The sequence below is a fragment of the Micromonospora sp. B006 genome, assembly GCF_003408515.1.
Taxonomy (GTDB): Bacteria; Actinomycetota; Actinomycetes; order Mycobacteriales; family Micromonosporaceae; genus Micromonospora; species Micromonospora echinospora_A.
In genome coordinates, this window is record NZ_CP030865.1 from 5,886,375 (window position 1) to 5,908,031 (window position 21,657).

Below are 21,657 nucleotides of genomic sequence, written 5' to 3' on the forward strand. Positions count from 1 at the left end.
ATGCGGGTTAGCTTCTCCGGGGCGGCGGGTATCGCCGGACCGGGCCGGTCGTGGCAAGTGTGCGCCGGCCGTGCGGCACCGGCGGGGCGCGCCTGGCGCCGACGTCGACGTTTACTCCTCGGGGGCTCGGGAACCCGCCGCCCGTGCGACGGGACCAGGAGCGGGATCAGTGCAGGTCAGCCCGGGTTGACCCGGGTGCTGACCGGTTCCCGTCCGGCCTGTACGACGCGGTGCTGCTGGACCGGGACGGCACGCTGGTCGAGGACGTGCCGTACAACGGCGATCCGGAGAAGGTACGCCCGGTGCCGGGTGCCCGGGAGGCGCTGGACCGGTTGCGGGCGGCCGGGTTGCGGCTCGCCGTCGTCACGAACCAGTCCGGCCTGGCCCGCGGCTGCTTCACCGCGGACAAACTGCGCCTGGTCAACGCCCGGGTGGAGGAACTGCTCGGGCCCTTCGACCACTGGGCGATCTGCCCGCACGCGGAAGCCGACGGGTGCGCCTGCCGCAAGCCCGCGCCCGGCCTCGTGCACGAGGCCGCTGCCGCGCTCGGCACCACACCCACCCGGTGCGTGCTGATCGGGGACATCGGCGCGGACACGGCTGCTGCCGCCGCCGCGGGGGCGGCCGCGATCATGGTGCCCACGCCGGCCACCCGGGCCGCCGAGGTGGCCGCCGCGCCGACGGTCGCCGCCGACCTGCCGGACGCGGTGAGCACCGTGCTGGCAAGGATGCGCCTGACGGCCGCGCCGGAACGCGCGCGCCGCAGCCGCCGGGGCACTGTCCTCGTCGTGCGCAGCGACGCCGCCGGGGACGTGCTGGTGACCGGTCCGGGCATCCGGGCGGTCGCGGCGGGAGCGGACCGGGTCGTGCTGCTGTGCGGGCCACGCGGCCGGGCGGCGGCCGAACTGCTGCCCGGCGTGGACGAGATCGTCGAAGCGCCGCTGCCCTGGATCGACGCGCCCGCCCCACCCGTCGACCCCGCCGCCATGCGCGCGCTCACCGACCGGCTCGCGGCCGTACGCGCCGACGAAGCGGTCGTGTTCACCTCCTTCCACCAGTCACCCCTGCCCCTGGCCCTGCTCCTGCGCCTGGCCGGCGTACCCCGGATCAGCGCCATCAGCGACGACTACCCCGGCAGCCTCCTCGACGTGCGCCACCGCGTCCCCGCCGGCGTACCCGAACCCGAACGTGCCCTGTCCCTCGCCGCCGCCGCCGGCTACGCGCTGCCCGACCACGACGAACCGGCGCTGCGCATCCGCACCGACCGCCTTCCGCCGCCCGCGGCCGAGGCCGGGGCGGCCGGCTACGTGGTGCTGCACCCCGGCTCGTCGGTGGAGACCCGCGCCTGCCCGGAGGAACTGGCCACCCGCGTGGTCCGGGTGCTCGGCGCGGCCGGTCACCGGGTGGTGGTCACCGGCGGGCCGGACGAGCGAGGGCTGACCGCGCGGGTCGCCGCGGCGGGCGGCGTCGACCTGGGTGGGCGTGCCGGGCTGGCGGAGCTGGCCGCTGTGGTCGCCGGAGCCGGCGCGCTGGTGGTCGGCAACACCGGGCCCGCGCACCTGGCCGCGGCGCTCGGCGTGCCGGTGGTGAGCCTGTTCGCGCCGACGGTGCCGTTCGGACAGTGGGGGCCCTACCGGGTGCCGACAGTGCGCCTCGGCGACGCGGCGGCGCCCTGCCGGGACACCCGCGCCACCGTCTGCCCGGTCCCCGGGCACCCGTGCCTGTCGGCTGTCGAGCCGGGCCGGGTGCTCAAGGCGTTGCGGCTGCTCGGCGTGCCGGCGCCGGTCCCGGGCGGGGTGGTCGGATGAACATCCTGCTGTGGCACGTGCACGGCTCCTGGACGACGTCCTTCGTGCACGGCAAGCACCGCTACCTCGTGCCGGTGACCCCCGACCGGGGCCCCTACGGCCTCGGCCGGGCGCGCACCTACCCGTGGCCGGACACGGCCGTCGAGGTCACTCCCGAGGACCTGCGGGACACCGACGTCGACCTGGTCGTCCTCCAGCGCCCCGAGGAGCTCGACCTCGCCGCCGAGTGGCTCGGCCGCCGCCCCGGCCGCGACCTTCCGGCGATCTACGTCGAGCACAACACGCCGAAAGGCGACGTGCCGAACACCCGGCACCCGATGGCCGACCGCGACGACCTGCTCCTGACGCACGTCACGGCCTTCAACGAGCTGTTCTGGGACAACGGGACGACCCGCACCACGGTGGTCGACCACGGTGTCGTACCGCCCGCCGTCGAATGGACCGGGGAGCTCGACCGCCTCGCCGTCGTCATCAACGAGCCGGTACGCCGCTGGCGGGTCACCGGCACCGACCTGCTCGCCCGGTTCGCCGCCGTCGCCCCGCTCGACGTCTACGGCATGAAGGTGGCCGGCCTCGCCGCCCACCTCGGGCTGCCCGAGGACCGGCTGACCAGCCACGACGACGTACCCCAGCACGCCATGCACGCCGAACTCGCCAAGCGGCGCGCCTACCTGCACCTGTGCCGCTGGACCTCACTGGGCCTCAGCCTCGTCGAGGCCATGACCATGGGCATGCCCGTGGTGGCGCTGGCCGCCACGGAAGCGGTGGAAGCCGTGCCCCCGGAGGCGGGCGCGCTCTCCACCCGGGTCGACACGCTCGTCGACGCCGCCCGTGGCCTGCTGGACGACAGGGAGTCCGCCCGCCGGGCGGGCGCCGCGGCGCGGGCCGCCGCCCGGAGCCGCTACGGCCTGGAGCGTTTCCTCGCCGACTGGGACCGGCTGCTGGAGGAGGAAGTATGCGCATCGCGATGATCTCGGAGCACGCCAGCCCGCTCGCCGTCCTCGGCGGGGAGGACGCCGGTGGCCAGAACACGCATGTCGCGGAGCTCTCCGCCGCGCTCGCGGCCGCCGGTCACGACGTGCGGGTCTACACCCGGCTCGACGCGGTGGACCTGCCGGTGAGCGTCCGCGCCCCGGACGGGTACGAGGTGGTGCACGTACCGGCCGGGCCGGCCGAGCCGGTGGCCAAGGACGATCTGCTGCCGTACATGCCGGCGTTCGGGGACTGGCTGGCCGACCGGTGGCGCGCCGGCGACTGGCAGCCCGAGGTGGTGCACGCGCATTTCTGGATGAGCGGGCTGGCCGGGCTCGCCGCGGCCCGTCGCGCGGGCGTGCCGGTGGTGCAGACCTACCACGCGCTCGGCACCGTCAAGCGCCGCCACCAGGGCGTGCAGGACACCAGCCCGCCGGGCCGGGTCGAGCACGAGCGGAAGCTGGGCCGCTCGGTGGACCGGGTGGTCGCCCAGTGCCAGGACGAGGTCGCCGAGCTGGTCCGGATGGGTGTGCCTCGCTCCCGGATGACGGTCGTGCCGTCGGGGGTGAACCTGTCCACGTTCTCCCCGCTCGGCCCGGTCGCCGAGCGTGACGGCGGCCGGGCCCGCATCCTCACCGTCGGCCGGCTGGTCGAGCGCAAGGGCTTCCAGGACGTCATCCGGGCCGTCGCCGAGGTGCCGGACGCGGAGTGCGTCGTGGTCGGCGGCCCGCCGGCCGGGCTGCTGGAGACCGACCCGTACGCGCTGCGCCTGCGGACGCTGGCCCGCTCTCTCGGCGTCGCCGACCGGGTACGGCTGGTCGGCGCGGTGCCCCGGGAGGAGATGGGCCGCTGGTACCGGTCGGCGGACGTGCTCGTCGCCGCCCCCTGGTACGAGCCGTTCGGGCTCACCCCGCTGGAAGCGATGGCGTGCGGCGTACCGGTGGTCGGAACCGCCGTCGGCGGGCTCATCGACACGGTGGTGCCCGGCCGCACCGGCGACCTGGTGCCGGCCCGCGATCCGGCCGCCCTCGCCGCGGCGATCCGGGGCCTGCTCGGCGACCGGATCCGCCGGTTCGCCTACGCCACCGCGGCGCTGGAACGGGCCCGCACCCGCTACTCGTGGGCCACCGCCGCGGACCGCCTCACCGAGCTGTACGGCGAGGTGGCCACCGTCGGCCGCCCCACCCGGGTGGTCGCCTGATGGCGGCGACCCCGCCGGCCGCCGGCGGCACGCTGCTGGAGGACCACCTGGCGCTGCTGGCCGCCGCGCTGCTGCCGCTGCGGGAGTCGGAGCGGACGCTGGCCCGCTGGGGTGAGGAACTGGCGCACCGGCTCGCCGCCGGCGGGCGGCTGCTGGTGGCCGGCAACGGCGGCAGCGCCGCCGAAGCCCAACACCTCACTGCCGAACTCGTCGGCAAACTCCGCCACGACCGCCAACCCCTGTCCGCCATCGCACTGCACGCCGAAACCAGCGCCCTCACCGCCATCGCCAACGACTACGGATACGACGAAACCTTCGCCCGACAAGTCCGCGCCCACGGCCGACCCCACGACATCCTCCTGCTCCTCACCACCAGCGGCACCAGCACCAACCTCCTCACCGCCGCCCACGCCGCCCACCAGGCCGGCCTGCGCAGCTGGGCCTTCACCGGACCCGCACCCAACCCCCTCGCCGACCTCTGCCACGAGCACCTGGCGATCGACTCGCCGGACGGGCAGGTGGTGCAGGAACTGCACCTGGTGGCCTCGCACGTGCTCTGCGAGTACATGGAACGGGCGCTGCCCGCGGCGCTCGCCGCCCCGGCGCCGGCCGAACCGGTGCGTACCGGCGTCGAGGTGGTGCTCGGCGACCCGGACCCGGCGGCGCCCGCCGGACCGGGAGGCCGGGCATGACGGGGCCGGTGGTGGTGCTCGGGGACACGCTGCTGGACCGCGACGTCGAAGGGCTGGTGAACCGGCTCTGCCCGGACTCCCCGGTGCCGGTGCTGGACGAGACGTCCTCCGTCGACCGTCCCGGCGGCGCCGGCCTGGCCGCGGTCTTCGCCGCCGCCCAGGGCGCCGAGGTCGCGCTGGTCACCGCCGTCGCCGACGACGCCGGCGGGGCCCGGATCGGCACGCTGCTCGCCGCCGCGGGGGTGCGGTTGTACGCGCTGCCGCTGGCCGGCGCCACGCCGGAGAAGGTCCGGCTGCGGGTACGGGGCCGGGTGCTGCTGCGTCACGACCGGGGCGGGGCGGCCGGCGTGCCCGGTCAGCCGAGCGACGCCGTGCTGCGGCTGATCGCCGACGCGTCCGCCGTGCTGGTGAGCGACTACGGCCGGGGCGTGGCCGGGCATCCCGCGCTGCGCGCCGCGCTGGCCGCCACCCGGGCGCCGGTGGTCTGGGATCCGCATCCGCGCGGACCGGCCGCGGTGCCCGGGGTGCACCTGGCCACCCCGAACGAGCCGGAGGCCCGCGACCTGGCCAAGACGCCGCCGGGCGGGTCGCGCCTGGCGGCCGCGTCCCGCAGCGCGCAGGCGCTGCGCCGCCGCTGGCAGGCGCGCGCGGTGGCGGTGACGCTCGGCGGGGACGGCGCGCTGCTCTGTCACGCCGGATCCACGCCCCTGGTGGTGCCGGCGCCACCGGCCGAGGGGGACACCTGCGGGGCGGGGGACCGGTTCGCGTCCACGGCGACGCTGGCCCTGGCCCGGGGCGCGCTGGTCTCCGAGGCGGTGCAGGAGGCGGTGGCGGAAGCGTCCGCGTACGTGGCCGGGGGCGGGGTGGCCGCCGCGCTGCCGGCCCCGGTACGGGCGGTGGCCCCGGCGGTGGTCACCGGCGGCAGCGACCGGATCGGCGCCGGCGCGGCCGGTGAGGTGGTGGCCCGGGTACGCGCGGCCGGCGGCACCGTGGTGGCCACCGGCGGATGCTTCGACCTGCTGCACGCCGGGCACGTGGCGACGCTCCAGGCGGCCCGGCAACTCGGCGACTGCCTGGTGGTCTGCCTCAACTCCGACGCCAGCGTCTCCGGGCTGAAGGGGCCGGAGCGCCCGGTCGTGCCGCAGGGCGACCGGGGGCGGCTGCTCGCCGCGCTCGGCTGCGTCGACGCGGTGCTGATCTTCGACGAGCCGACCCCGGAGGCGGCGCTGTCCTGGCTGCGCCCGGACATCTGGGTCAAGGGCGGCGACTACGCCAGCGGCGGCGGCGCGGAGACGCTGCCCGAGTCGGAGATCCTGGCCCGTTGGGGCGGGCACACGGTGGTCGTGCCGTACCTCGACGGGCGCTCGACCACCGACATGATCGCGGCGGCGCGGGCGGGGCGGGGCGGCACCGGCTGGCCGGCCGCGGCTGTCGACCCGGCGGAGGCCGTCGCGCAGGCGGTGGTCCGGTCCACGGCGAAGGGAGCACGATGAACGAGCGACGCATCCGTTCCGGCGCGGTCGCGCGGGCGGCGGCATGAGCGCCCCCGCTCCCGGAGCCGGGCCCTCGGTCCTGGTCACCGGCGGGTCGAGCGGGCTCGGCGCGGCGGTGGTCGCCGCGGTGGCCCGCTCCGGTGGACGCCCGCTGGTGCTGGACCGGCAGCGTCCCGCCGACGGGGTGCCCTGGGCCGAGTGCGACCTGGCCGACACCCGGGCCGCCGAGGCCGCCACCCGCGATCTCGCGGAACGCTCCGGCGGGCTGGACGCCGTGGTCACCGCCGCCGGCATGGACGTGCCGGGGAAGCTGGCCGACATCCCGGCGGAGACCTGGGAACGGATCGTCACCGTGGACCTGCTCGCCACGGCCGCGGTGATCCGGGCCGCGCTGCCCTGGTTGGAGGCGTCCCGCGGCAACATCGTCACTGTGGCCTCGACGCTGGGCGTGAAGGCGGTGAGCGACGCGACGGCGTACTGCGCGGCGAAGTTCGGGGTGGTCGGCTTCACCCGGGCGCTCGCCGCCGAGCTGGCCGGCGCGGTCGGCGTGACGCTGCTGATCCCGGGCGGCATGCGCACCGCGTTCTTCGACGAGCGGGACGCGCAGTACCGCCCCGGCCCGGACGCGGTGCTCAACGAGCCGTCCGACACCGCCGCCGCGGTCATGTTCGCGCTGTCCCAGCCGGCCGGTTGCGCGGTACGCGAGATGGTCGTCTGCGCCGCGCAGGAGTCCTCGTACCCGTGATCCTGGTGCTGCGGGCGCTCGGCGTCGGCGACCTGGTCACCGCCGTGCCGGCGCTGCGCGGCCTGCGCGCCGGCCTGCCGGGCCGGGAACTGGTGCTCGCCGCCCCGGACTGGCTGGCGCCGCTGGCGCGGCTGACCGGGGCGGTCGACCGGGTCCTGCCGACCACCGGGCCGGACCGGATCGGGTGGACCGGGCCACCGCCGGAGGTGGCGGTCAACCTGCACGGGCGGGGACCGCAGTCGCACCGGGCGCTGGCCGCCGTCCGGCCCGCCCGGACGTTCGCCTACCGCAATCCGGCGGCCGGTCATCCGGACGGCCCGGCCTGGGACGACGACGAGCACGAGGTCCGCCGGTGGTGCCGGCTGCTGCACGCGTACGGCCTGCCGGCCGACCCGGGCGACCTGGCGCTGCGCCGTCCGGCGGCGGTCGGCGTACCGGCCGGGATGACGCTGCTGCACCCGGGCGGCAAGATCGCGGCGAAGCGCTGGCCGGCGGAGCGGTTCGCCGGGCTGGCCCGGGAGCTGACCGCGCGGGGCCACCGGGTGGCGGTCACCGGGTCGGCCGGCGAGCGGGCGCTGGCCGAGCGGGTCGCCCGCGACGGCGGGCTGCCGCCGGAGGCGGTGCTGGCCGGCCGGACCGGGCTGGCCGAGCTGGCCGCGCTCGTCGCGGGCGCACGGCTGGTGGTCAGCGGGGACACCGGCGTGGCGCACCTCGCCACCGGCTACGGCACCGCCTCGGTGGTGCTGTTCGGGCCGGTGCCGGCCGCGCACTGGGGTCCACCGGCGGACCGGCCACGGCACCGCGCGCTGGGTGCGATAGAGGCCACCAGCGTCAACCGGGATTTGACCGGGTCACACGGGGTAGGAAGCCACCCGACATTGAATGCCATCGGGATCGACGAGGTGGTGGCTGCGGTGGCCGCTGTGGAACGGGTATCCGGTGCGGTTGCGGCGTAGCGATCCGGGCCGGCCGGGGTACGCGCGCCGGCGGCGGGGCAAGGGCTGGCTGTTCCTCGACCCGGCCGGCGAGCCGGTGCGCGACGCCGGGGAGCTGGCCCGGCTGCGGGAGCTGGTCATCCCGCCGGCCTGGCAGGACGTGTGGATCTCGCCGTACCCGAACGGCCACATCCAGGCCATCGGCATCGACGCGGCGGGCCGCAAGCAGTACCTCTACCACCCGCACTGGCGGCGCAAGCGCGACGAGGCGAAGTTCGACCACGTGCTGGAGGTGGCGCACCGGCTGCCCGCGCTGCGGGACCGGGTCACGCACGACCTGACGCTGCGCGGCCTGCGCCGGGAGCGGGTGCTGGCCACCGTCGCCCGGCTGCTCGACATGGGCGCCTTCCGGGTCGGCAGCGACCAGTACGCCACCGGCGACGACCCGACCTTCGGGGTGGCCACGCTGCGCCCCGAGCACACCCGCCCCCGGGGCGGGTGCGTGGTCCTGGAGTTCCCCGCCAAGGGCGGCATCGAGCAGGTCCGCCGGATCGAGGACGCGGAGCTGTGCCGGGTGCTGCTCAACCTGCGCCGGCGACGGCGGGCCCAGGAGCGGCTGTTCGGCTACTGGGACGGCCGGTCCTGGCGCGACGTGCGCAGCGACGAGGTGAACGACTACCTCCGCGACGCCAGCGGCGGGGAGATGACCGCGAAGGACTTCCGCACCTGGCACGCCACGGTGCTGGCCGCGGCCGAACTGGCCACTGTGGGCCCGCAGCGCTCCGCCACCGCCCGCAGGCGCGCGGTGGCGGCGGTGATGCGTTCGGTGGCCGAGCTGCTCGGCAACACCCCGACGGTGGCGCGGGCCTCCTACGTGGACCCGCGGGTGGTGGACCTCTACCACGGCGGGGTGCTGGCGCCGGTGCAGCCGGAGATGCCGCGCGAGGCGGTGGAGAAGTCCGTGCTGGCGCTGCTGGAGGAGGAGGCCGGCTGACCGCTGACCGGCCCCGTCGGTCCTGGGGGGAAGCGCGACGGGGCCGGAAACCTCGGCGGGCGCGGATGCGGGAGACCGCCGGGTGGCGGCCGCCCGCGGCCGGGCCGCCGCGGACGCCGCGCCACGGCCCCCCGTTACCCGTGGGCTGCCGCCATGAGCGGTGTCAGCCCTGCGTCAAGTATGTCCGCGCCGAGTTGACTGCGGATGCCGTGGTGTTGACGATCCGTGCCGGTTCCAGGTGACGGGTCCGGTATGCCTGCGGCGTCTCCGCGTGCGCGGCCCGGAACGCGCGGCTGAAGTGGGCCTTGTCCCGGAAGCCCCAGCGGGCGGCGATGAGCTGGATCGAGCGGTCGCTCAGGCCCGGGTCGGCGAGGTCGCGGCGGCACCGGGCCAGCCGCTCGTCACGGATGTACGCCGCGACCGTGGTCTCCTCGTCCTCGAAGAGCCGGTGCAGCGAGCGCACCGAGATGTGGTGCGCGTCGGCGATCCGGCCCGGGTCCAGCGTGGCGTCGCCGAGGTGCTGCTCCACGTACGAGCGCACCTGGGCGAGCAGGGCGCGCCGCCGGATCTCGGTGGGTACCGCCTCCTCGGAGACCAGGTTGCGGCCGAGCAGCGTGGCGATCAGGTCCAGGCCGATCCCGCCCAGCCGCTCGGCGTCGGCCGCGTGGTACTGCTCGGGGTGACCGGTGACCCGGATGAGGAAGTCGGCGAGCAGGCCGCCGACGCCCTCGGAGCCGGACATCCGCCCGGCGAACAGGGGAGCGAGGCGGCGGCGCGGCAGCGGCAGCGCGTCGTACGGCATCAGGGCCACGATCGAGCGGGCGTACGCGGGCCCGGCCGGGTCGGCGTGGTGGCTGACCTCGTGCGGGCGGGAACAGTCGTAGAAGGTGAGGTCGCCGGGGCGGCAGCGGGCCCGCTGTCCCGCCTGGTCGGCCTGGCTGGTCCCGGTGAGCGTGAGCGCGAGCAGGTAGTAGTCCGGGTCGGAGCGCTGGATCAGTTTCGAGGTGCGGACGCAGTCCACCGACGGGTAGCGGTAGCGGATGAGCCGCAGCCGGCCCAGCTCGACGAACTCGGCCCGCGCGACGAAGTCGTCGGCGTGCGCGGTGTGCATCCGCAGCGGCGTCGGGCTGCTGGCCATCATGTCCAGCCACGTGCCGAAGCGCTCCCGTGGTGGCAGATCTTCCGTGTCGAGCACCTGCCGGCGCAGCCTGCCGTCCATCAACCCACCCCCGTGGTTTTGTCACACCTGTTAAAACCAGGACGCCCCACGGGGCCGGAAAGCGACACCCGTGGGGCCGTGACGTCCGTCATTGACGGACGGGGGAGCCTTCTGTTAGCAGTCCGTTCAGTCGTTCAGCACCTGGGCCAGCCGGTCGCGGAACCGGCGCTCGGAGTCGGTCACCGTGTCGCCGCCGAGGCCCAGGAGGCCGCCGCTGGACGCCGCGCCCACCACCTGCTCGGCGATGTCCACCAGCCAGTGCCGGTACGCCCCGGCCTGGCCCTCGTCCACCCGCGCGGCGAGCAGGGCGGCGGCCTGACCGGCCCGGGCCAGCACGTCCTCGATCATCGCCTTCGGGTCCTGCGGCGTGAGCACCGGAAGCTCCGCGCCGGTCTCCGGGTCGCCGACCCGGGACACGATCTCGCCGGCCACCGCGGCGACGAGAGGGCTCGCCGACTCGCGGCCGGCGGCGATGGTCTCCAGCCCGGCGGCGTTCTCGGCCATGGTGCGGCGGGTGCCGTCGGACTCGGCGGCGGCCGCCGCGGTGAGCACCGACTGCGGCAGTCCCACCAGCAGCCCCCACTCCTCGTCGGAGACGCCGAACCGGGTGTACGCCGGCTGCTCGATCACGATCAGGCCCCTTTCGCCGTGGTCGTCGTTGTCGACGGGCGCCGCCGCGGCGCCCGGGTCAGGCTAGTCGAGTTCCAGCAGTCCCTGTTCGGACACCACTGGCACGGAGAGCGTCTTGTAGCCGACCTCGTCGAAGAGCACCGTCATCCGGTCCTCCTCGTAGCTGAGCACCAGGCCGGCGCCCCACTCCGGGTGGCGCACCTGGCTGTGCACGGGGAACGGACCGACCGCGCCGTCGGCGGCCACGCTGGTGCCGGCGTGGCAGTTGTCGCAGTGCCCGCAGACCTTCTGCATCTGCTCGCCGAAGTACGCCAGCAGGGCCTGGCCGCGGCAGCCGGTGGTCTCGGCGAAGGCGCGCATCATGTCGGTACGCGAGCGGGTCACTGTCTGCTGCCGTTCCGCCTCGGCGAGCGCCGCGCGGCCCGACTCGGCGGCCTCCGGCGCGTACCGGGGCGCGCCGATGCGCTGCCCGGCCCGCGGCTCGGCGGCGCCGATCTGCTCCAGCAGGGACAGGTACTGGCCCAGCTTGCGCGGACCGAGGCCGGTCAGCTCGCGCAGCTCCTTGCGGTTGCGGGCCTTGCCGCGCAGCACCGCGGCCAGTTCGGCCAGTTCCTTCTCGTCCGGCAGTCCGCCGCTGAAGTAGCGCTGCAGGCCGACGTCCTCGGCGCGCCACAGCAGCAGCACCCGGGCCGGCGACCCGTCGCGCCCGGCGCGGCCGATCTCCTGGAAGTAGCTGTCCGGCGAGTCGGGCAGCGCCATGTGCACCACCCAGGCGATGTTCGGCTTGTCGATGCCCATGCCGAACGCCGACGTGGCCACCATGATCGGCACCCGGTCGGCGAGGAACGCCTCGTGCAGCTCGTGCCGGGCCGCCGTGGGCATGCCGCCGTGGTAGAACTCGGCCGGGAAACCGGCGCCGGTGAGCCGCTCGGCCAGCTCCTCGGCCGCCCGGCGGGTCGGCACGTAGATGATGCCGGGCCGCTCGTCGTCACGCAGCAGCGCGATCAGCCGCCGCCACCGGTAGTCGTCGGTGGGGCAGTGGGCCACCTCCAGGAAGAGGTTCGGCCGGTCCAGCCCGGAGACCACCACCTCGGGCTCGCGCAGCCGCAGCCGGGCGATGATGTCGTCGCGTACCGGCGGGGAGGCGGTGGCGGTGAGCGCCACCACCGGCGGTCGGCCCAGGCCGTCGATCAGGTGGCCCAGCGCCAGGTAGTCCGGCCGGAAGTCGTGGCCCCAGGCGGAGATGCAGTGCGCCTCGTCGATCGCCACCAGCGCCGGCTTCAGCTCACGGACCTCGGCGAGCCGGTCCGGGTTGCTCAGCGCCTCCGGCGTGATGAACAGGAACTCCGCGCGCCCGGCCCGGATGTCCTCGATCGCCTCGGCCTGCTGGGCGGCGCTCTCGTCCGAGCTGATCCGCACCGCGCGCAGCTCCGGACGCTGCCGTTCGTTGAGCGCGGCGATCTGGTCCTGCTGCAACGCCAGCAGCGGGGAGATCACCACCGTCGGGCCCGGGATCAGGCTGGCCGGGATCTGGTAGATCGCCGACTTGCCGGCGCCGGTGGGCAGCACCACCAGGGCGTCGCGGCGCTTCATGACGGCGCGCATGGCGGCGAGCTGGTTGGGCCGCAGCGCGGTCCAGCCGAACAGGTTCCGCGCCGCCCGGCGCAGGCTGGAGGAGTGCGTGGTCAGTTTCATCAAGCGCCTCAGCTACCCCCGGCGATCCCGCGCGAAACCGTTCTCCCGCTCACCGCAGCCGGGGCAGGATCTCGTGCCGGTACAGGTCGAACAGGCCTCCACTGTGCCCGGACGTCCGGACCGGGCAAGCCCTACCCCCGGCGGCGGGCGCCAACCCGGCCGGCGCGGGCTCAGCGGCGGAACATGGCCCGGATCGCGATCAGCAGGAACAGGCCGCCGACGATCAGGCCGAGCAGGCGTACGCCGGGGATGTCGGCGGCGCTCGTGGCGTCGGCGAGCGGCAGGGCGGGCATGTGGGAACTCTCCCACGGGTGGTCGCGGGGCGCCAGCGGCTAACAGTAAGGATTGTTGACTATTTAGCTGCGCGGTGTGACCATGGCAGCACCCGCCGGCCCCGGCGGGTCCGTGGGGGAGACGGGGGTACGACAGCACATGAGCGAGCGGACCGAGGGATCGACCGGAGACCTGGCGGCGCTCGCCGCCGCCGTCCTGCAACCGGGGTTCGTCGGCACCACGCCGCCGCCGTGGGTGTGCCGCTGGCTCGGCGAAGGGCTCGGCTCGGTCGTCCTGTTCGCCCGCAACGTCGTCGACCACGAGCAGGTCGCCACGCTCACCGAGACCCTGCGCGCCGAACGGCCGGACGTCATCGTCGCGATCGACGAGGAAGCCGGCGACGTCACCCGGATCGAGTCCGCCCGGGGCAGCTCGCGACCCGGCAACTACGCGCTCGGCGCGGTCGACGACCCGGCGCTGACCGAGGAGGTCGCCCGGGACCTCGGCGCCGAACTGGCAGCCGTCGGCGTCACGCTCAACTACGCCCCGGACGCCGACGTCAACTCCAACCCGGCCAACCCCGTCATCGGGGTACGCGCGTTCGGCGCCGACCCCGACCTGGTCGCCCGGCACACCGCCGCCTGGGTACGCGGCCTGCAGTCCGGCGGCGTCGCCGCCTGCGCCAAGCACTTCCCCGGACACGGCGACACCCGGGTCGACTCGCACCACGACCTGCCCCGCATCGGCGGCGACCGGGCCCGCCTCGACGCGGTCGAGCTGGCCCCGTTCCGGGCCGCTGTGGCAGCCGGGACACAGGCGGTGATGACCGGCCACCTGCTGGTGCCGGCGCTGGACCCGGAGCTGCCCGCCACGCTCAGCCCGCGCGTGCTGGGCGGCCTGCTGCGCGAGGAGATGGGCTTCGGCGGCGTGGTGGTCACCGACGCGGTGGAGATGCGCGCGGTGTCCGACCGGTACGGCTTCACCGGCGCGTCGGTGCGCGCGCTCGTCGCCGGCGCCGACGCGATCTGCGTCGGCGGGGAACGGGCCACCGAGGCCGACGCCCGCGAGCTGCGCGACGCGATCGTCGCCGCGGTGATCAGCGGGGAGCTGCCCGAGGAACGGCTCGCCGAGGCGGCCAAGCGCGTCGGTCAGCTCGCCGCCTGGAGCGTCGCCGCCCGCGCCCGCCGGGTCGCCGGCACGCCACCGGCCGACGGCTCACCGATCGGGCTGGCCGCCGCCCGCCGGGCGGTACGGGTCAGCGGCGACGCCGCGCTGCTGCCGCTGGCCGGGCCGGCGCACGTGGTGGAGTTCGCGCCGCCGCGCAACATCGCCATCGGCGAGGAGACGCCGTGGGGGATCGCCGCGCCCCTGACCCACCTGGCGCCGGGCACCACCACCGCCCGCTACGCCGCCGACGCCGTACCGGCCGACCCGGGCGACGTGCCGGCCGGACGGCCGCTCGTGCTGGTGGTGCGCGACCTGCACCGGCACGACTGGATGCGGGACGCGGTGCGCCGGGCGCTCGCCGCGCGCCCGGACGCGGTGGTCGTCGAACTGGGCGTGCCCGAGCTGGTCACCGGCGCGGTGCACCTGGCCACCCACGGCGCCACCGCCGCCGCGGCCAGAGCCGCCGCCGAAGTGCTCACCGGCACCCGCTGACTCCCGGGCCGGCCGGGTGGGGAGGTCCCCCGGCCGTCCCGGGCCTCACTCCGGGTCGACCACCAGGTCGGCGTACTCGGGGTGACGCTTGACGAACGCGGCCACGAACGGGCAGCTCGGCACGATCCGGCCGCCCCGGGCGCGGACCTCGTCCAGCGCGCCCCGGACCAGCGCCGCGCCGACGCCCTGACCCTGGAACCGGTTGTCGACCTCGGTGTGGGTGAAGACCAGCACCCCGTCGCCGGGGGTGTACGCGGCGAACCCGGCCAGCGCGTCGTCCACCAGGATCTCGAAGCGCCGCTTGGCGGGGTTGTCCTCGACCTGAAAGCTCACCGGATCATTCTCCCTCCGGGGCCGGCCAGCCGGTCCAGTTCGGCCAGCAGCCGGTCCACCTCCTCGACGGTGTTGTAGTGGTAGACGCTGGCCCGGACCGCGCCGCCGTCCGCGCGCAGGCCCATGGTGCGGAAGTACTCGTAGGCGTAGTAGTCGCCGTGCGACAGGCACAGGCCCGCCTCGCCCAACGCCGCCGCCGTCTCGGCCGGGGATCGGCCGGCCACCCGGAACGACACCGTCGGGCAGCGCCGGGCCGGCGTCCCGTAGACGGTCACGAACGACCGGCCGGTCAGCCCGGCGAGCAGCCGGTCGAAGACCGCCTCCTCGTGCGCCTGCGCGGCGGCCAGCCCGGCGCGTACCCGCTCCCGGCGGTCGCCGGTCGCGGACGGATCCAGGCCGGCCAGGTGATCCACCGCTGCGGTCACCCCGGCCAGCAGCGGGAAGCTCGGCGTGCCGTACTCGAACCGGTCCGGGACCGCGTCGGCGGAGGGGATCAGCTTCGCCGGGCGCAGCTGCTCCCACCGCGCCGGGTCGGCGGCCATCGCCGCCAGGTGCGGCCCGGACCACTTGTACGCGCTGGTCACCAGGAAGTCCGCGCCGACCGTGGCCAGGTCGGTCGGGCCGTGCGGCACCGAGTGCACGCCGTCGACGCAGACCAGCGCGCCGGCCGCGTGCGCGGTCTTGGCGATCGCCGCCACGTCCGGCACCGTGCCGATCGCGTTGCTGCCGGCGGTCACCGCGACCAGCCGGGTGCGCTCGGTGACCAGATCGGCGTACTGGCCGGTGGGCAGGTCGCCGGTCACCGGGTCGAACTCGGCCCAGCGCACCGTGGCGCCGGCCGCCTGCGCGGCCTGCACCCAGGGCCGGACGTTCGCGTCGTGGTCCAGCCGGGAGACCACCACCTCGTCGCCCGGCCGCCAGCCGGCGCCGAGCGTCCGCGCCAGGGTGTACGTCAGCGCGGTGGCGCTCGGACCGAGCACCACGCCCGACGGCTGCGCGCCGAGCAGGTCGGCGACCGCGGCCCGCGCCCCGGCGACCAGCTCCAGGGCCCGGCGGCCGGGCACGAAGGCAGTGCTGCGGTTGCCGGTGGCGGCGCGCATGGCGCCGGTCACCGCCTCGATCACGCCGGCAGCGGTCTGGGTGCCCCCGGCGCCGTCGAAGTGGACGAAGCCCTCGCCCAGAGCGGGATAGGCGGCCCGGACCCGGGCGACGTCGAAAGCCATTCCGGCACCCTAGCGCGCACCTCGCAGACACCGCCCGGCGTGGCCGTCGCGGGCCCCGGGCGCGACGGCACGGTGGCGCATGCCGCCTATCCTTGGACGGGTGACCCTCCGACGCGCCACCTCCGCCCCCGCCCGCCGCGCCGCCGGTCTGCTCGCCGGGCTCGCGCTCGGCGCCGCACTGCTCGCCGGATGCAGCTCCGAGGGCGCCGAGACCGACTGCGGCCTCGACGCCTGCACGATCACCTTCGACCGCGGCGTGGAGGCCAGCGCCCGCATCCTCGGCGTCGAGGCGAAGCTGGTCAGCGCCCAGGGCGACCAGGTCACCGTCGAGGTCGCCGGGGAACAGCTCTCCCTGACCGTCGGCCAGCAGGCCACCGAGGTCGCCGGCTTCCAGGTCAGCCTGGACAGCGTCACCGACCAGCAGGTGGTGCTGCGGGTCGCCCGCGACCTCAACGGCTGATCCGTTTCGGCCGCTCCCGGCGGGGGAGACGTTTGGAAAATCGCCCGCCGGGAGATTGAGGGCTCATGTCTCTCACCCGGAATGCCGGAGCCACCGCCTCCCAGGCTCGAAACAGCCGGTGGCTCGAACTGTTGACCCGTGCCGGATTCATCGGATACGGGGTGGTGCACCTCCTCTTCGCCTGGCTGGCGCTGCAGATCGCCTTCGGTAACTCGGGCGAGGAGGGAAACCAGAACGGCGCGCTGCGCACCCTCGGTGAACAGCCGCTCGGGAAATTCCTCCTGATCGCCGTCGCTGTCGGCCTGTTCGCCATGGCGATCTGGCAGGCCTTCGAAGCGATCTCCGGCCACGTCTCCAAGACCGGCAAGGAACGACTGTTCGAACGGATCGCCTCGGCGGCCCGGGTCGTCGTCTTCGTCTGGCTGGGCTGGACCGCGATCCAGGTCTTCAAGGACGCCAGCTCCAACGCCTCGGACCAGCAGCAGCAGCTCTCCGAGAAGCTGATGGCCTCCGACGGCGGCCGGTGGCTGGTCGGGCTGGCCGGCCTGGCGCTCGCCGCGCTCGGCGTCGGCATGGTGATCTACGGCCTGAAGAAGAAGTTCGAGCGCAACCTCAAGACCGGCGAGATGAGCCCGAAGACCCGTCAGCTCACCCGCCGCCTCGGCATGGCCGGGTACGCCGCCCGGGGTGGCGTGTTCGCCATCGCCGGCGTGCTGGTCGTCGTCGCCGCGGTGAACTACGACCCGGAGAAGGCGCGCGGCCTGGACGCCGCCCTGCGGACGCTGCGCGACCAGTCGTACGGGCCGTGGCTGCTGGCGCTCATGGCGCTCGGCATCGCCGCGTTCGGCGTCTACTGCTTCTTCCAGTCCCGGTACCGCAAGGTCTGATCCTGGTCGATACCCGGGCCGCCGGGCACCATTGGGTCTTTGCGCCCGATTCCGCCCGGTCGGAGGGAGAGAGAGTTAGTGCAGAGTTACGTCGTGACCATCGCCGCCGCGCTCGCCGCGGCGGCGATCGCGTTGGTGCTGGCCCAGGTGGTGCACCGGGTCACCCGCCGGCTCGGCCGCCGCTCGCTGCTGATGACCGAGCTGACCGAGCACTCGCACCGCGCGTTCCAGGTGGCCGCCACAGTGGTCGCGGTGCAGATCGCGGTGCGGTTCACCACCCTGTACGCGGTCGGCAGCCCGTGGCGGCAGTTCGTCCTGCACACGCTCGTGCTGGCGATGATCGCCGCGACCGCCTGGCTGGTGGCCTCGCTGCTGGTGGTGGCGGAGGACACCGCGCTGGCCCGGTTCCGGGTGGACGTGCCGAACAACCGGCACGCGCGCCGGGTGCGTACCCAGGTGGTGCTGCTGCGCCGGCTGACCATCGCGGTGATCGTGATCCTCACCGTCGGCGTCATGCTGATGACGTTCCCGGCCGTACGCGGCGTCGGCGCCGGTGTGCTGACCTCCGCCGGTGTGATCGCCGCCGTCGCCGCGCTGGCCGCGCAGAGCCTGCTCGGCAACGTCTTCGCCGGTCTCCAGCTCGCGTTCAGCGACGCGGTGCGGCTCGACGACGTGGTGGTGGTCGAGGGGGAGTGGGGCCGGATCGAGGAGCTGACGCTCAGCTACGTGGTGGTGCAGGTCTGGGACGACCGCCGGCTGATCCTGCCCACCTCGTACTTCACCAGCCGGCCGTTCCAGAACTGGACCCGCACCGAGGCGGCGGTGCTCGGCACCGCCGAGTTCGACCTGGACTGGGCCATCCCGGTGCAGGCGATGCGGGAGGAGCTGCGCCGCCTGTGCGAGGGCACCGAGCTGTGGGACGGGCGGGTCTGCGTGCTCCAGGTGACCGACGCCACCGGCGGCATGGTCAAGGTCCGCGCGCTGGTCAGCGCCGCCGACGCGGGCAGCCTGTGGGACCTGCGCTGCCTGGTCCGCGAGCACCTGGTGACCTGGGTACGCGACCAGCGCCCGACCGCCCTGCCCCGGCTGCGTGCCGAGGTGGGCGACGCCACCGGCCCGCTGCCCTGGCAGGCGGCGCAGCCGCGCCGCCCGGTCCGCCGCCCGGCCGGCACCGAGGCGCCCGACGACGCGCGGGTCTTCGGCGGCAGCGACGACGGCGAGGCCCGCAGCGAGGTGTTCGTGGGCAGCCGGGAGGAGCACGCCGAGGCGCGTCGCTGACCCGCGTACCCCGATCGGAGCCCTCGGCCGCCCACCGGCGCCGAGGGCTCCCCGCGTGCGGAGGGGGAGCTTTCGGGGACTTTCGGGCCGGCCGGGTTTGCCCGGCCCGTTGCGGGGGACGTGGTGCGCACGCCCCGGATCCGGTGCTCGTGAGCACAGGGCTCCGGCGGCGCGCGGCCGGGCGGACCGGCCGCGCCGCGCAGGATTGACGGGCGGCGACTCCGGGCATACAGCGCGGTGATGACGAAAGGAGGACAGCATGGCTGACGTCGCGAGTCGCAGCACGTCCCGGACCGGGCACGAGCCGTCCACCGCGGAACTGGTCCAGCGCGCCACCGAGCAGGTCACCCGTCTGGTGCGGGACGAGCTGGCGCTGGCCCGCGCGGAACTGACCCAGAAGGGCAAGCACGCCGGGATCGGGATCGGTCTGTTCGGCGGCGGCGGGGTGATGGCGCTCTACGGCGCCGGCGCCCTGGTCGCCACCGTGATCCTGCTGCTGGCGCTGGTCATGCCGGCGTGGCTGGCGGCCCTGATCGTGGCGGTGGCGTTGTTCCTGCTCGCCGGGATTCTGGCGCTGGTGGGCAAGAAGCAGGTCAGCCGTGCCGTCCCGCCGGTGCCCGAGGCGGCCGTCCGCAGCGTGCGGGCGGACGTCGACACGGTCACCGCCGCGGTGAAGGACGGGAGACGGGCATGACCGGCAACGGAACCGGGGATGTGGCGGCGCTCCGGGAGGAGATCCGCCGGACCCGGGTGGAACTCGGTGAGACGGTGGAGCTGCTCGCGGCCAGGGCCGACCCGAAGGCGCTGGTGCGGCACTCCGCGGAGCAGGCGAAGGCGCGGATGCGCGAGCAGGCGTCGCTGACCGCGGCCCGGGTGCGCGGTCGCGCGGCGGAGCGGGCCCGGCTGGTCCGGGCGCAGGCGTACGAGAAGGGTGAGGCGGTCGGGCGCAATCCGTTGCCGTGGGCGGCCATCGCGGCCGGCGCCCTGGTGACAGTGGTGGTGCTGGCGATCGTCCGAGGGAGGCGCAGGTGAGCGGGAAGGTCGGCAAGGCGGCGTACAAGCCGGTGGGGGTACTGCTCGGCCTGGCCGCCGGTACCGTCGCCGGCATGATCTTCCGCCAGGTCTGGAAGTTGACGGCGGGCGACGGCGAGGCGCCGAGTGCCACCGACGAGGAGCGCCGCTGGGGCGAGGTGCTCGCCGCCGCGGCCCTGCAGGGGGCGATCTTCTCGGTGGTGCGGGCCGCCGTCGACAGGGGTGGAGCGGTCGGCGTACGCCGGCTCACCGGTCGCTGGCCGGACTGAGAAAAAGGCCGGAAAGGCCCCTTTCCCGAGCGCGGGGAAGGGGCCTTTCGCATGGCTCCGGCGGGGCCGCGCAGCGCTGTCGGCGCGACCTTCAGGTCACATGTCGGAGAATTTCGTCGGCTAGGCTGTGCGAAGTTTTTGCGTACGTGGTTTGCTTTCTCACGCTGTTGCGAGACGCGTGGGTTGAGCGAAGTCTCCGGTACTGGGGGCTGTCTCAGGCGCCGCTGCTCGAAAACGGCCAATCGGCCGCACGGCGTGCTCGGCCGCCAGTTTTAGAAGGAGATAGACATGGCGCAGGGAACCGTGAAGTGGTTCAACGCTGACAAGGGCTTCGGCTTCATCACCGTCGACGGCGGGGGTGCTGACGTGTTCGTCCACTTCTCGGCCATCCAGACCAGCGGCTACCGCACGCTGGAGGAGAACCAGCGGGTGGAGTTCGAGATCGCCCAGGGTCAGAAGGGTCCGCAGGCCGAGCAGGTCCGCCCCATCTGAGCTGACGCAGCGCCGGTCACGCCGGCTGGAGCGTCGTGAAGCCCCGCGTCCCGCACGGGAGGCGGGGCTTCGCCGTGCCCGGCCGCGCCGCCTCAGCGACGTCGGGCCCGCATGCCCCACCACAGCCCGGCGAGTCCGATCAGGATCAGCGCCACGCCCACGTACACCCAGTTCCGCTCGTCGCTCAGGACGCTGCCCTCGACGTACCCGAGCCCGAGCACCGTCCACAGCGCGCCCAGCACCACGGCGAGCAGCCCCAGGGTGAGCCGGAACCAACCCCTCATCGTTCCCCCTCCGACGACGACAGTTCCGCTCCAGCATGCCCGGCGGCGCGGGCGGCCGGCGACGCCGCGCCGGCCGTCCGGCTCACCACCGGTCGTGCACCTGCGGGCGGATCAGCTCGTCGTAGGCGGCCCGCACCGCGGCCAGCTCCACTTCGGTCAGTGCCGGCTGGCCGGCCGCCTCGGCGTTGCGCCGTGCCTGTTCGGGCGAGCGGGCGCCGGGGATCACCACTGTCACGCCGGGCTGGTCGAGGATCCAGCGCAGCGCGAACTGCGCCATCGTGCGGTCGTCGCCGACGAGCGGCGCGAGCCGGCGCACCGCGGCCAGGCCCAGGTCGTAGTCGACGCCGGAGAACGTCTCGCCGACGTCGAACGACTCGCCGTGCCGGTTGAACGTGCGGTGGTCGTTCGCCGGGAACGTGGTGTTCTCGTCGTAGCGGCCGGAGAGCAGGCCGCTGGCGAGCGGCACCCGGGCGATGATGCCCACCCCGGCGGCAGCGGCGGCCGGCAGCACCTGCTCCAGCGGCTTGTGCCGGACCGCGTTGAGGATGATCTGCACACTCGCCACGCCGGGCCGGGCGATGGCGGTGAGCGCCTGGTCGCAGGTCTCCACGCTGACGCCGTACCCGGCCACGCGACCCTCGTCGACGAGCGTGTCCAGCGCGTCGAAGACCCGGTCGTCGGCGAAGACCGCGGTGGGCGGGCAGTGCAGCTGCACCAGGTCGAGCGTGTCGACGCCGAGGTTGGCCCGGGACCGGTCGGTCCAGGCCCGGAAGTTGTCGAGCGTGTACGCCTCTTGCGTCTGCTCCACCCGGCGGCCCATCTTGGTGGCCACCGTGAGCCCGTGCCCGGGGCGGGAGCGCAGGAACCGGCCGATCAGCGCCTCGCTGCGTCCGTCGCCGTACACGTCGGCGGTGTCCAGGAAGGTGACGCCGGCGTCGACGGCGGCGGCCAGCACGGCGAGCGCCGCGTCCTCGCTGACCTCGCCCCAGTCCGCGCCGAGCTGCCACGCGCCGAGTCCGATGATGCCGACGTGCCGGCCGAGCCGGTCGAAGCTGCGCTGTTCCACCCGGCCGAGCCTAGTGA

The 21,657-nt window shown here is 75.0% G+C and carries 24 protein-coding genes; 16 read left to right on the forward strand and 8 right to left on the reverse strand.

From position 1 onward, the window contains the following. Positions 1–143: 143 nt before the first annotated feature. From MicB006_RS26410 to MicB006_RS26445, 8 genes are read left to right on the forward strand one after another with little or no spacing between them, the layout of a single operon-like run. Entirely contained in the window at positions 144–1,808 is a 1,665-nt protein-coding gene (locus tag MicB006_RS26410) for an HAD-IIIA family hydrolase (protein ID WP_116509765.1), read from the forward strand. Then, on the forward strand, positions 1,805–2,779 hold the full coding sequence (locus MicB006_RS26415) for a glycosyltransferase (RefSeq protein ID WP_116509766.1): 975 nt from the start codon (positions 1,805–1,807) through the stop codon (positions 2,777–2,779). The genes MicB006_RS26410 and MicB006_RS26415 overlap by 4 nt, the downstream gene beginning before the upstream one ends. After that, the gene (locus MicB006_RS26420) at positions 2,764–3,981 is read left to right on the forward strand and encodes a glycosyltransferase (protein WP_116509768.1); all 1,218 of its coding nucleotides are present in this window, start codon (positions 2,764–2,766) and stop codon (positions 3,979–3,981) included. Before MicB006_RS26415 ends, MicB006_RS26420 begins: the two co-directional genes overlap by 16 nt. Continuing rightward, positions 3,981–4,673 carry an SIS domain-containing protein gene (locus MicB006_RS26425; protein WP_116509770.1) on the forward strand — a complete coding sequence of 231 codons (693 nt, stop codon included), beginning with the start codon at positions 3,981–3,983 and terminating at the stop codon, positions 4,671–4,673. Before MicB006_RS26420 ends, MicB006_RS26425 begins: the two co-directional genes overlap by 1 nt. After that, complete coding sequence (locus MicB006_RS26430) at positions 4,670–6,166, forward strand: PfkB family carbohydrate kinase (RefSeq protein WP_116509772.1); 1,497 nt, start codon at positions 4,670–4,672, stop codon at positions 6,164–6,166. Before MicB006_RS26425 ends, MicB006_RS26430 begins: the two co-directional genes overlap by 4 nt. Positions 6,167–6,209: 43 nt before the next feature. Continuing rightward, positions 6,210–6,911, forward strand: coding sequence for an SDR family oxidoreductase (locus MicB006_RS26435; RefSeq protein WP_116509774.1), 702 nt, complete (start codon positions 6,210–6,212; stop codon positions 6,909–6,911). Continuing rightward, entirely contained in the window at positions 6,908–7,867 is a 960-nt protein-coding gene (locus tag MicB006_RS26440; protein WP_116509776.1) for a glycosyltransferase family 9 protein, read from the forward strand. Before MicB006_RS26435 ends, MicB006_RS26440 begins: the two co-directional genes overlap by 4 nt. Next, positions 7,851–8,840 (forward strand): DNA topoisomerase IB, encoded by a 990-nt coding sequence (locus MicB006_RS26445; protein WP_116509778.1) that lies wholly within the window; start codon positions 7,851–7,853, stop codon positions 8,838–8,840. The genes MicB006_RS26440 and MicB006_RS26445 overlap by 17 nt, the downstream gene beginning before the upstream one ends. A gap of 163 nt (positions 8,841–9,003) precedes the next feature. Here MicB006_RS26445 and MicB006_RS26450 read toward each other — a convergent pair whose 3' ends face one another. The 4 genes from MicB006_RS26450 to MicB006_RS32635 form a co-directional block, all read right to left on the reverse strand. Then, entirely contained in the window at positions 9,004–10,059 is a 1,056-nt protein-coding gene (locus MicB006_RS26450) for a helix-turn-helix domain-containing protein (RefSeq protein WP_116509779.1), read from the reverse strand. A gap of 126 nt (positions 10,060–10,185) precedes the next feature. Next, the gene (locus tag MicB006_RS26455) at positions 10,186–10,689 is read right to left on the reverse strand and encodes a hypothetical protein (protein WP_073827597.1); all 504 of its coding nucleotides are present in this window, start codon (positions 10,687–10,689) and stop codon (positions 10,186–10,188) included. Between the two features lie 63 nt (positions 10,690–10,752). Beyond that, on the reverse strand, positions 10,753–12,384 hold the full coding sequence (locus tag MicB006_RS26460; protein ID WP_073827598.1) for an ATP-dependent DNA helicase RecQ: 1,632 nt from the start codon (positions 12,382–12,384) through the stop codon (positions 10,753–10,755). A gap of 170 nt (positions 12,385–12,554) precedes the next feature. Further along, complete coding sequence (locus MicB006_RS32635) at positions 12,555–12,677, reverse strand: hypothetical protein (protein ID WP_255419509.1); 123 nt, start codon at positions 12,675–12,677, stop codon at positions 12,555–12,557. 139 nt (positions 12,678–12,816) lie between these two features. On the opposite strand from MicB006_RS32635, the gene MicB006_RS26465 reads away from it, so the two are divergent. Then, positions 12,817–14,316 carry a glycoside hydrolase family 3 protein gene (locus MicB006_RS26465; RefSeq protein WP_116509781.1) on the forward strand — a complete coding sequence of 500 codons (1,500 nt, stop codon included), beginning with the start codon at positions 12,817–12,819 and terminating at the stop codon, positions 14,314–14,316. A gap of 45 nt (positions 14,317–14,361) precedes the next feature. Here MicB006_RS26465 and MicB006_RS26470 read toward each other — a convergent pair whose 3' ends face one another. Together MicB006_RS26470 and MicB006_RS26475 are read right to left on the reverse strand one after the other, a co-directional pair. Further along, a complete protein-coding gene (locus MicB006_RS26470; RefSeq protein ID WP_073827600.1) occupies positions 14,362–14,649 on the reverse strand; it encodes a GNAT family N-acetyltransferase in 288 nt (95 codons plus the stop codon). Further along, positions 14,646–15,872: a cysteine desulfurase-like protein gene (locus MicB006_RS26475; protein WP_116509782.1), complete on the reverse strand. Its 1,227-nt coding sequence runs from the start codon at positions 15,870–15,872 to the stop codon at positions 14,646–14,648. Before MicB006_RS26475 ends, MicB006_RS26470 begins: the two co-directional genes overlap by 4 nt. A 100-nt stretch (positions 15,873–15,972) precedes the next feature. Between MicB006_RS26475 and MicB006_RS26480 the strand changes: the two genes are divergently transcribed. From MicB006_RS26480 to MicB006_RS26510, 7 genes are all read left to right on the forward strand, one after another. Beyond that, positions 15,973–16,332, forward strand: a complete 360-nt coding sequence (locus MicB006_RS26480; protein ID WP_073827602.1) for a hypothetical protein — start codon at positions 15,973–15,975, stop codon at positions 16,330–16,332. A 65-nt stretch (positions 16,333–16,397) separates the two neighbouring features. Then, positions 16,398–17,219 carry a DUF1206 domain-containing protein gene (locus MicB006_RS26485; RefSeq protein ID WP_116509784.1) on the forward strand — a complete coding sequence of 274 codons (822 nt, stop codon included), beginning with the start codon at positions 16,398–16,400 and terminating at the stop codon, positions 17,217–17,219. Between the two features lie 78 nt (positions 17,220–17,297). Further along, the gene (locus MicB006_RS26490) at positions 17,298–18,497 is read left to right on the forward strand and encodes a mechanosensitive ion channel family protein (protein WP_116509786.1); all 1,200 of its coding nucleotides are present in this window, start codon (positions 17,298–17,300) and stop codon (positions 18,495–18,497) included. Between the two features lie 259 nt (positions 18,498–18,756). Then, on the forward strand, positions 18,757–19,191 hold the full coding sequence (locus MicB006_RS26495; protein WP_073827605.1) for a phage holin family protein: 435 nt from the start codon (positions 18,757–18,759) through the stop codon (positions 19,189–19,191). After that, positions 19,188–19,529 (forward strand): DUF3618 domain-containing protein, encoded by a 342-nt coding sequence (locus MicB006_RS26500; protein WP_116509788.1) that lies wholly within the window; start codon positions 19,188–19,190, stop codon positions 19,527–19,529. Before MicB006_RS26495 ends, MicB006_RS26500 begins: the two co-directional genes overlap by 4 nt. Beyond that, entirely contained in the window at positions 19,526–19,798 is a 273-nt protein-coding gene (locus MicB006_RS26505; protein ID WP_073827607.1) for a DUF4235 domain-containing protein, read from the forward strand. Before MicB006_RS26500 ends, MicB006_RS26505 begins: the two co-directional genes overlap by 4 nt. 288 nt (positions 19,799–20,086) lie before the next feature. Next, positions 20,087–20,290, forward strand: coding sequence for a cold-shock protein (locus tag MicB006_RS26510; RefSeq protein ID WP_007075740.1), 204 nt, complete (start codon positions 20,087–20,089; stop codon positions 20,288–20,290). A gap of 92 nt (positions 20,291–20,382) precedes the next feature. Here MicB006_RS26510 and MicB006_RS26515 read toward each other — a convergent pair whose 3' ends face one another. Both MicB006_RS26515 and MicB006_RS26520 read right to left on the reverse strand, forming a co-directional pair. Next, positions 20,383–20,574: a hypothetical protein gene (locus MicB006_RS26515; RefSeq protein WP_116509790.1), complete on the reverse strand. Its 192-nt coding sequence runs from the start codon at positions 20,572–20,574 to the stop codon at positions 20,383–20,385. An 82-nt stretch (positions 20,575–20,656) separates the two neighbouring features. After that, the gene (locus MicB006_RS26520) at positions 20,657–21,640 is read right to left on the reverse strand and encodes an aldo/keto reductase (protein ID WP_116509792.1); all 984 of its coding nucleotides are present in this window, start codon (positions 21,638–21,640) and stop codon (positions 20,657–20,659) included. Positions 21,641–21,657 lie beyond the last annotated feature (17 nt).

What these genes read in the sequence shown, in the direction of transcription:
- MicB006_RS26415 (WP_116509766.1), top strand. Translation starts at nt 1,805, where the DNA reads ATGAACATCCTGCTGTGGCACGTGCACGGCTCCTGGACGACGTCCTTC.
- MicB006_RS26420 (WP_116509768.1), top strand. Translation starts at nt 2,764, where the DNA reads ATGCGCATCGCGATGATCTCGGAGCACGCCAGCCCGCTCGCCGTCCTC.
- MicB006_RS26425 (WP_116509770.1), top strand. Translation starts at nt 3,981, where the DNA reads ATGGCGGCGACCCCGCCGGCCGCCGGCGGCACGCTGCTGGAGGACCAC.
- MicB006_RS26430 (WP_116509772.1), top strand. Translation starts at nt 4,670, where the DNA reads ATGACGGGGCCGGTGGTGGTGCTCGGGGACACGCTGCTGGACCGCGAC.
- MicB006_RS26435 (WP_116509774.1), top strand. Translation starts at nt 6,210, where the DNA reads ATGAGCGCCCCCGCTCCCGGAGCCGGGCCCTCGGTCCTGGTCACCGGC.
- MicB006_RS26450 (WP_116509779.1), bottom strand. Translation starts at nt 10,059, where the DNA reads ATGGACGGCAGGCTGCGCCGGCAGGTGCTCGACACGGAAGATCTGCCA.
- MicB006_RS26460 (WP_073827598.1), bottom strand. Translation starts at nt 12,384, where the DNA reads ATGAAACTGACCACGCACTCCTCCAGCCTGCGCCGGGCGGCGCGGAAC.
- MicB006_RS32635 (WP_255419509.1), bottom strand. Translation starts at nt 12,677, where the DNA reads ATGCCCGCCCTGCCGCTCGCCGACGCCACGAGCGCCGCCGACATCCCC.
- MicB006_RS26465 (WP_116509781.1), top strand. Translation starts at nt 12,817, where the DNA reads ATGAGCGAGCGGACCGAGGGATCGACCGGAGACCTGGCGGCGCTCGCC.
- MicB006_RS26475 (WP_116509782.1), bottom strand. Translation starts at nt 15,872, where the DNA reads ATGGCTTTCGACGTCGCCCGGGTCCGGGCCGCCTATCCCGCTCTGGGC.
- MicB006_RS26485 (WP_116509784.1), top strand. Translation starts at nt 16,398, where the DNA reads ATGTCTCTCACCCGGAATGCCGGAGCCACCGCCTCCCAGGCTCGAAAC.
- MicB006_RS26495 (WP_073827605.1), top strand. Translation starts at nt 18,757, where the DNA reads ATGGCTGACGTCGCGAGTCGCAGCACGTCCCGGACCGGGCACGAGCCG.
- MicB006_RS26500 (WP_116509788.1), top strand. Translation starts at nt 19,188, where the DNA reads ATGACCGGCAACGGAACCGGGGATGTGGCGGCGCTCCGGGAGGAGATC.
- MicB006_RS26510 (WP_007075740.1), top strand. Translation starts at nt 20,087, where the DNA reads ATGGCGCAGGGAACCGTGAAGTGGTTCAACGCTGACAAGGGCTTCGGC.
- MicB006_RS26515 (WP_116509790.1), bottom strand. Translation starts at nt 20,574, where the DNA reads ATGAGGGGTTGGTTCCGGCTCACCCTGGGGCTGCTCGCCGTGGTGCTG.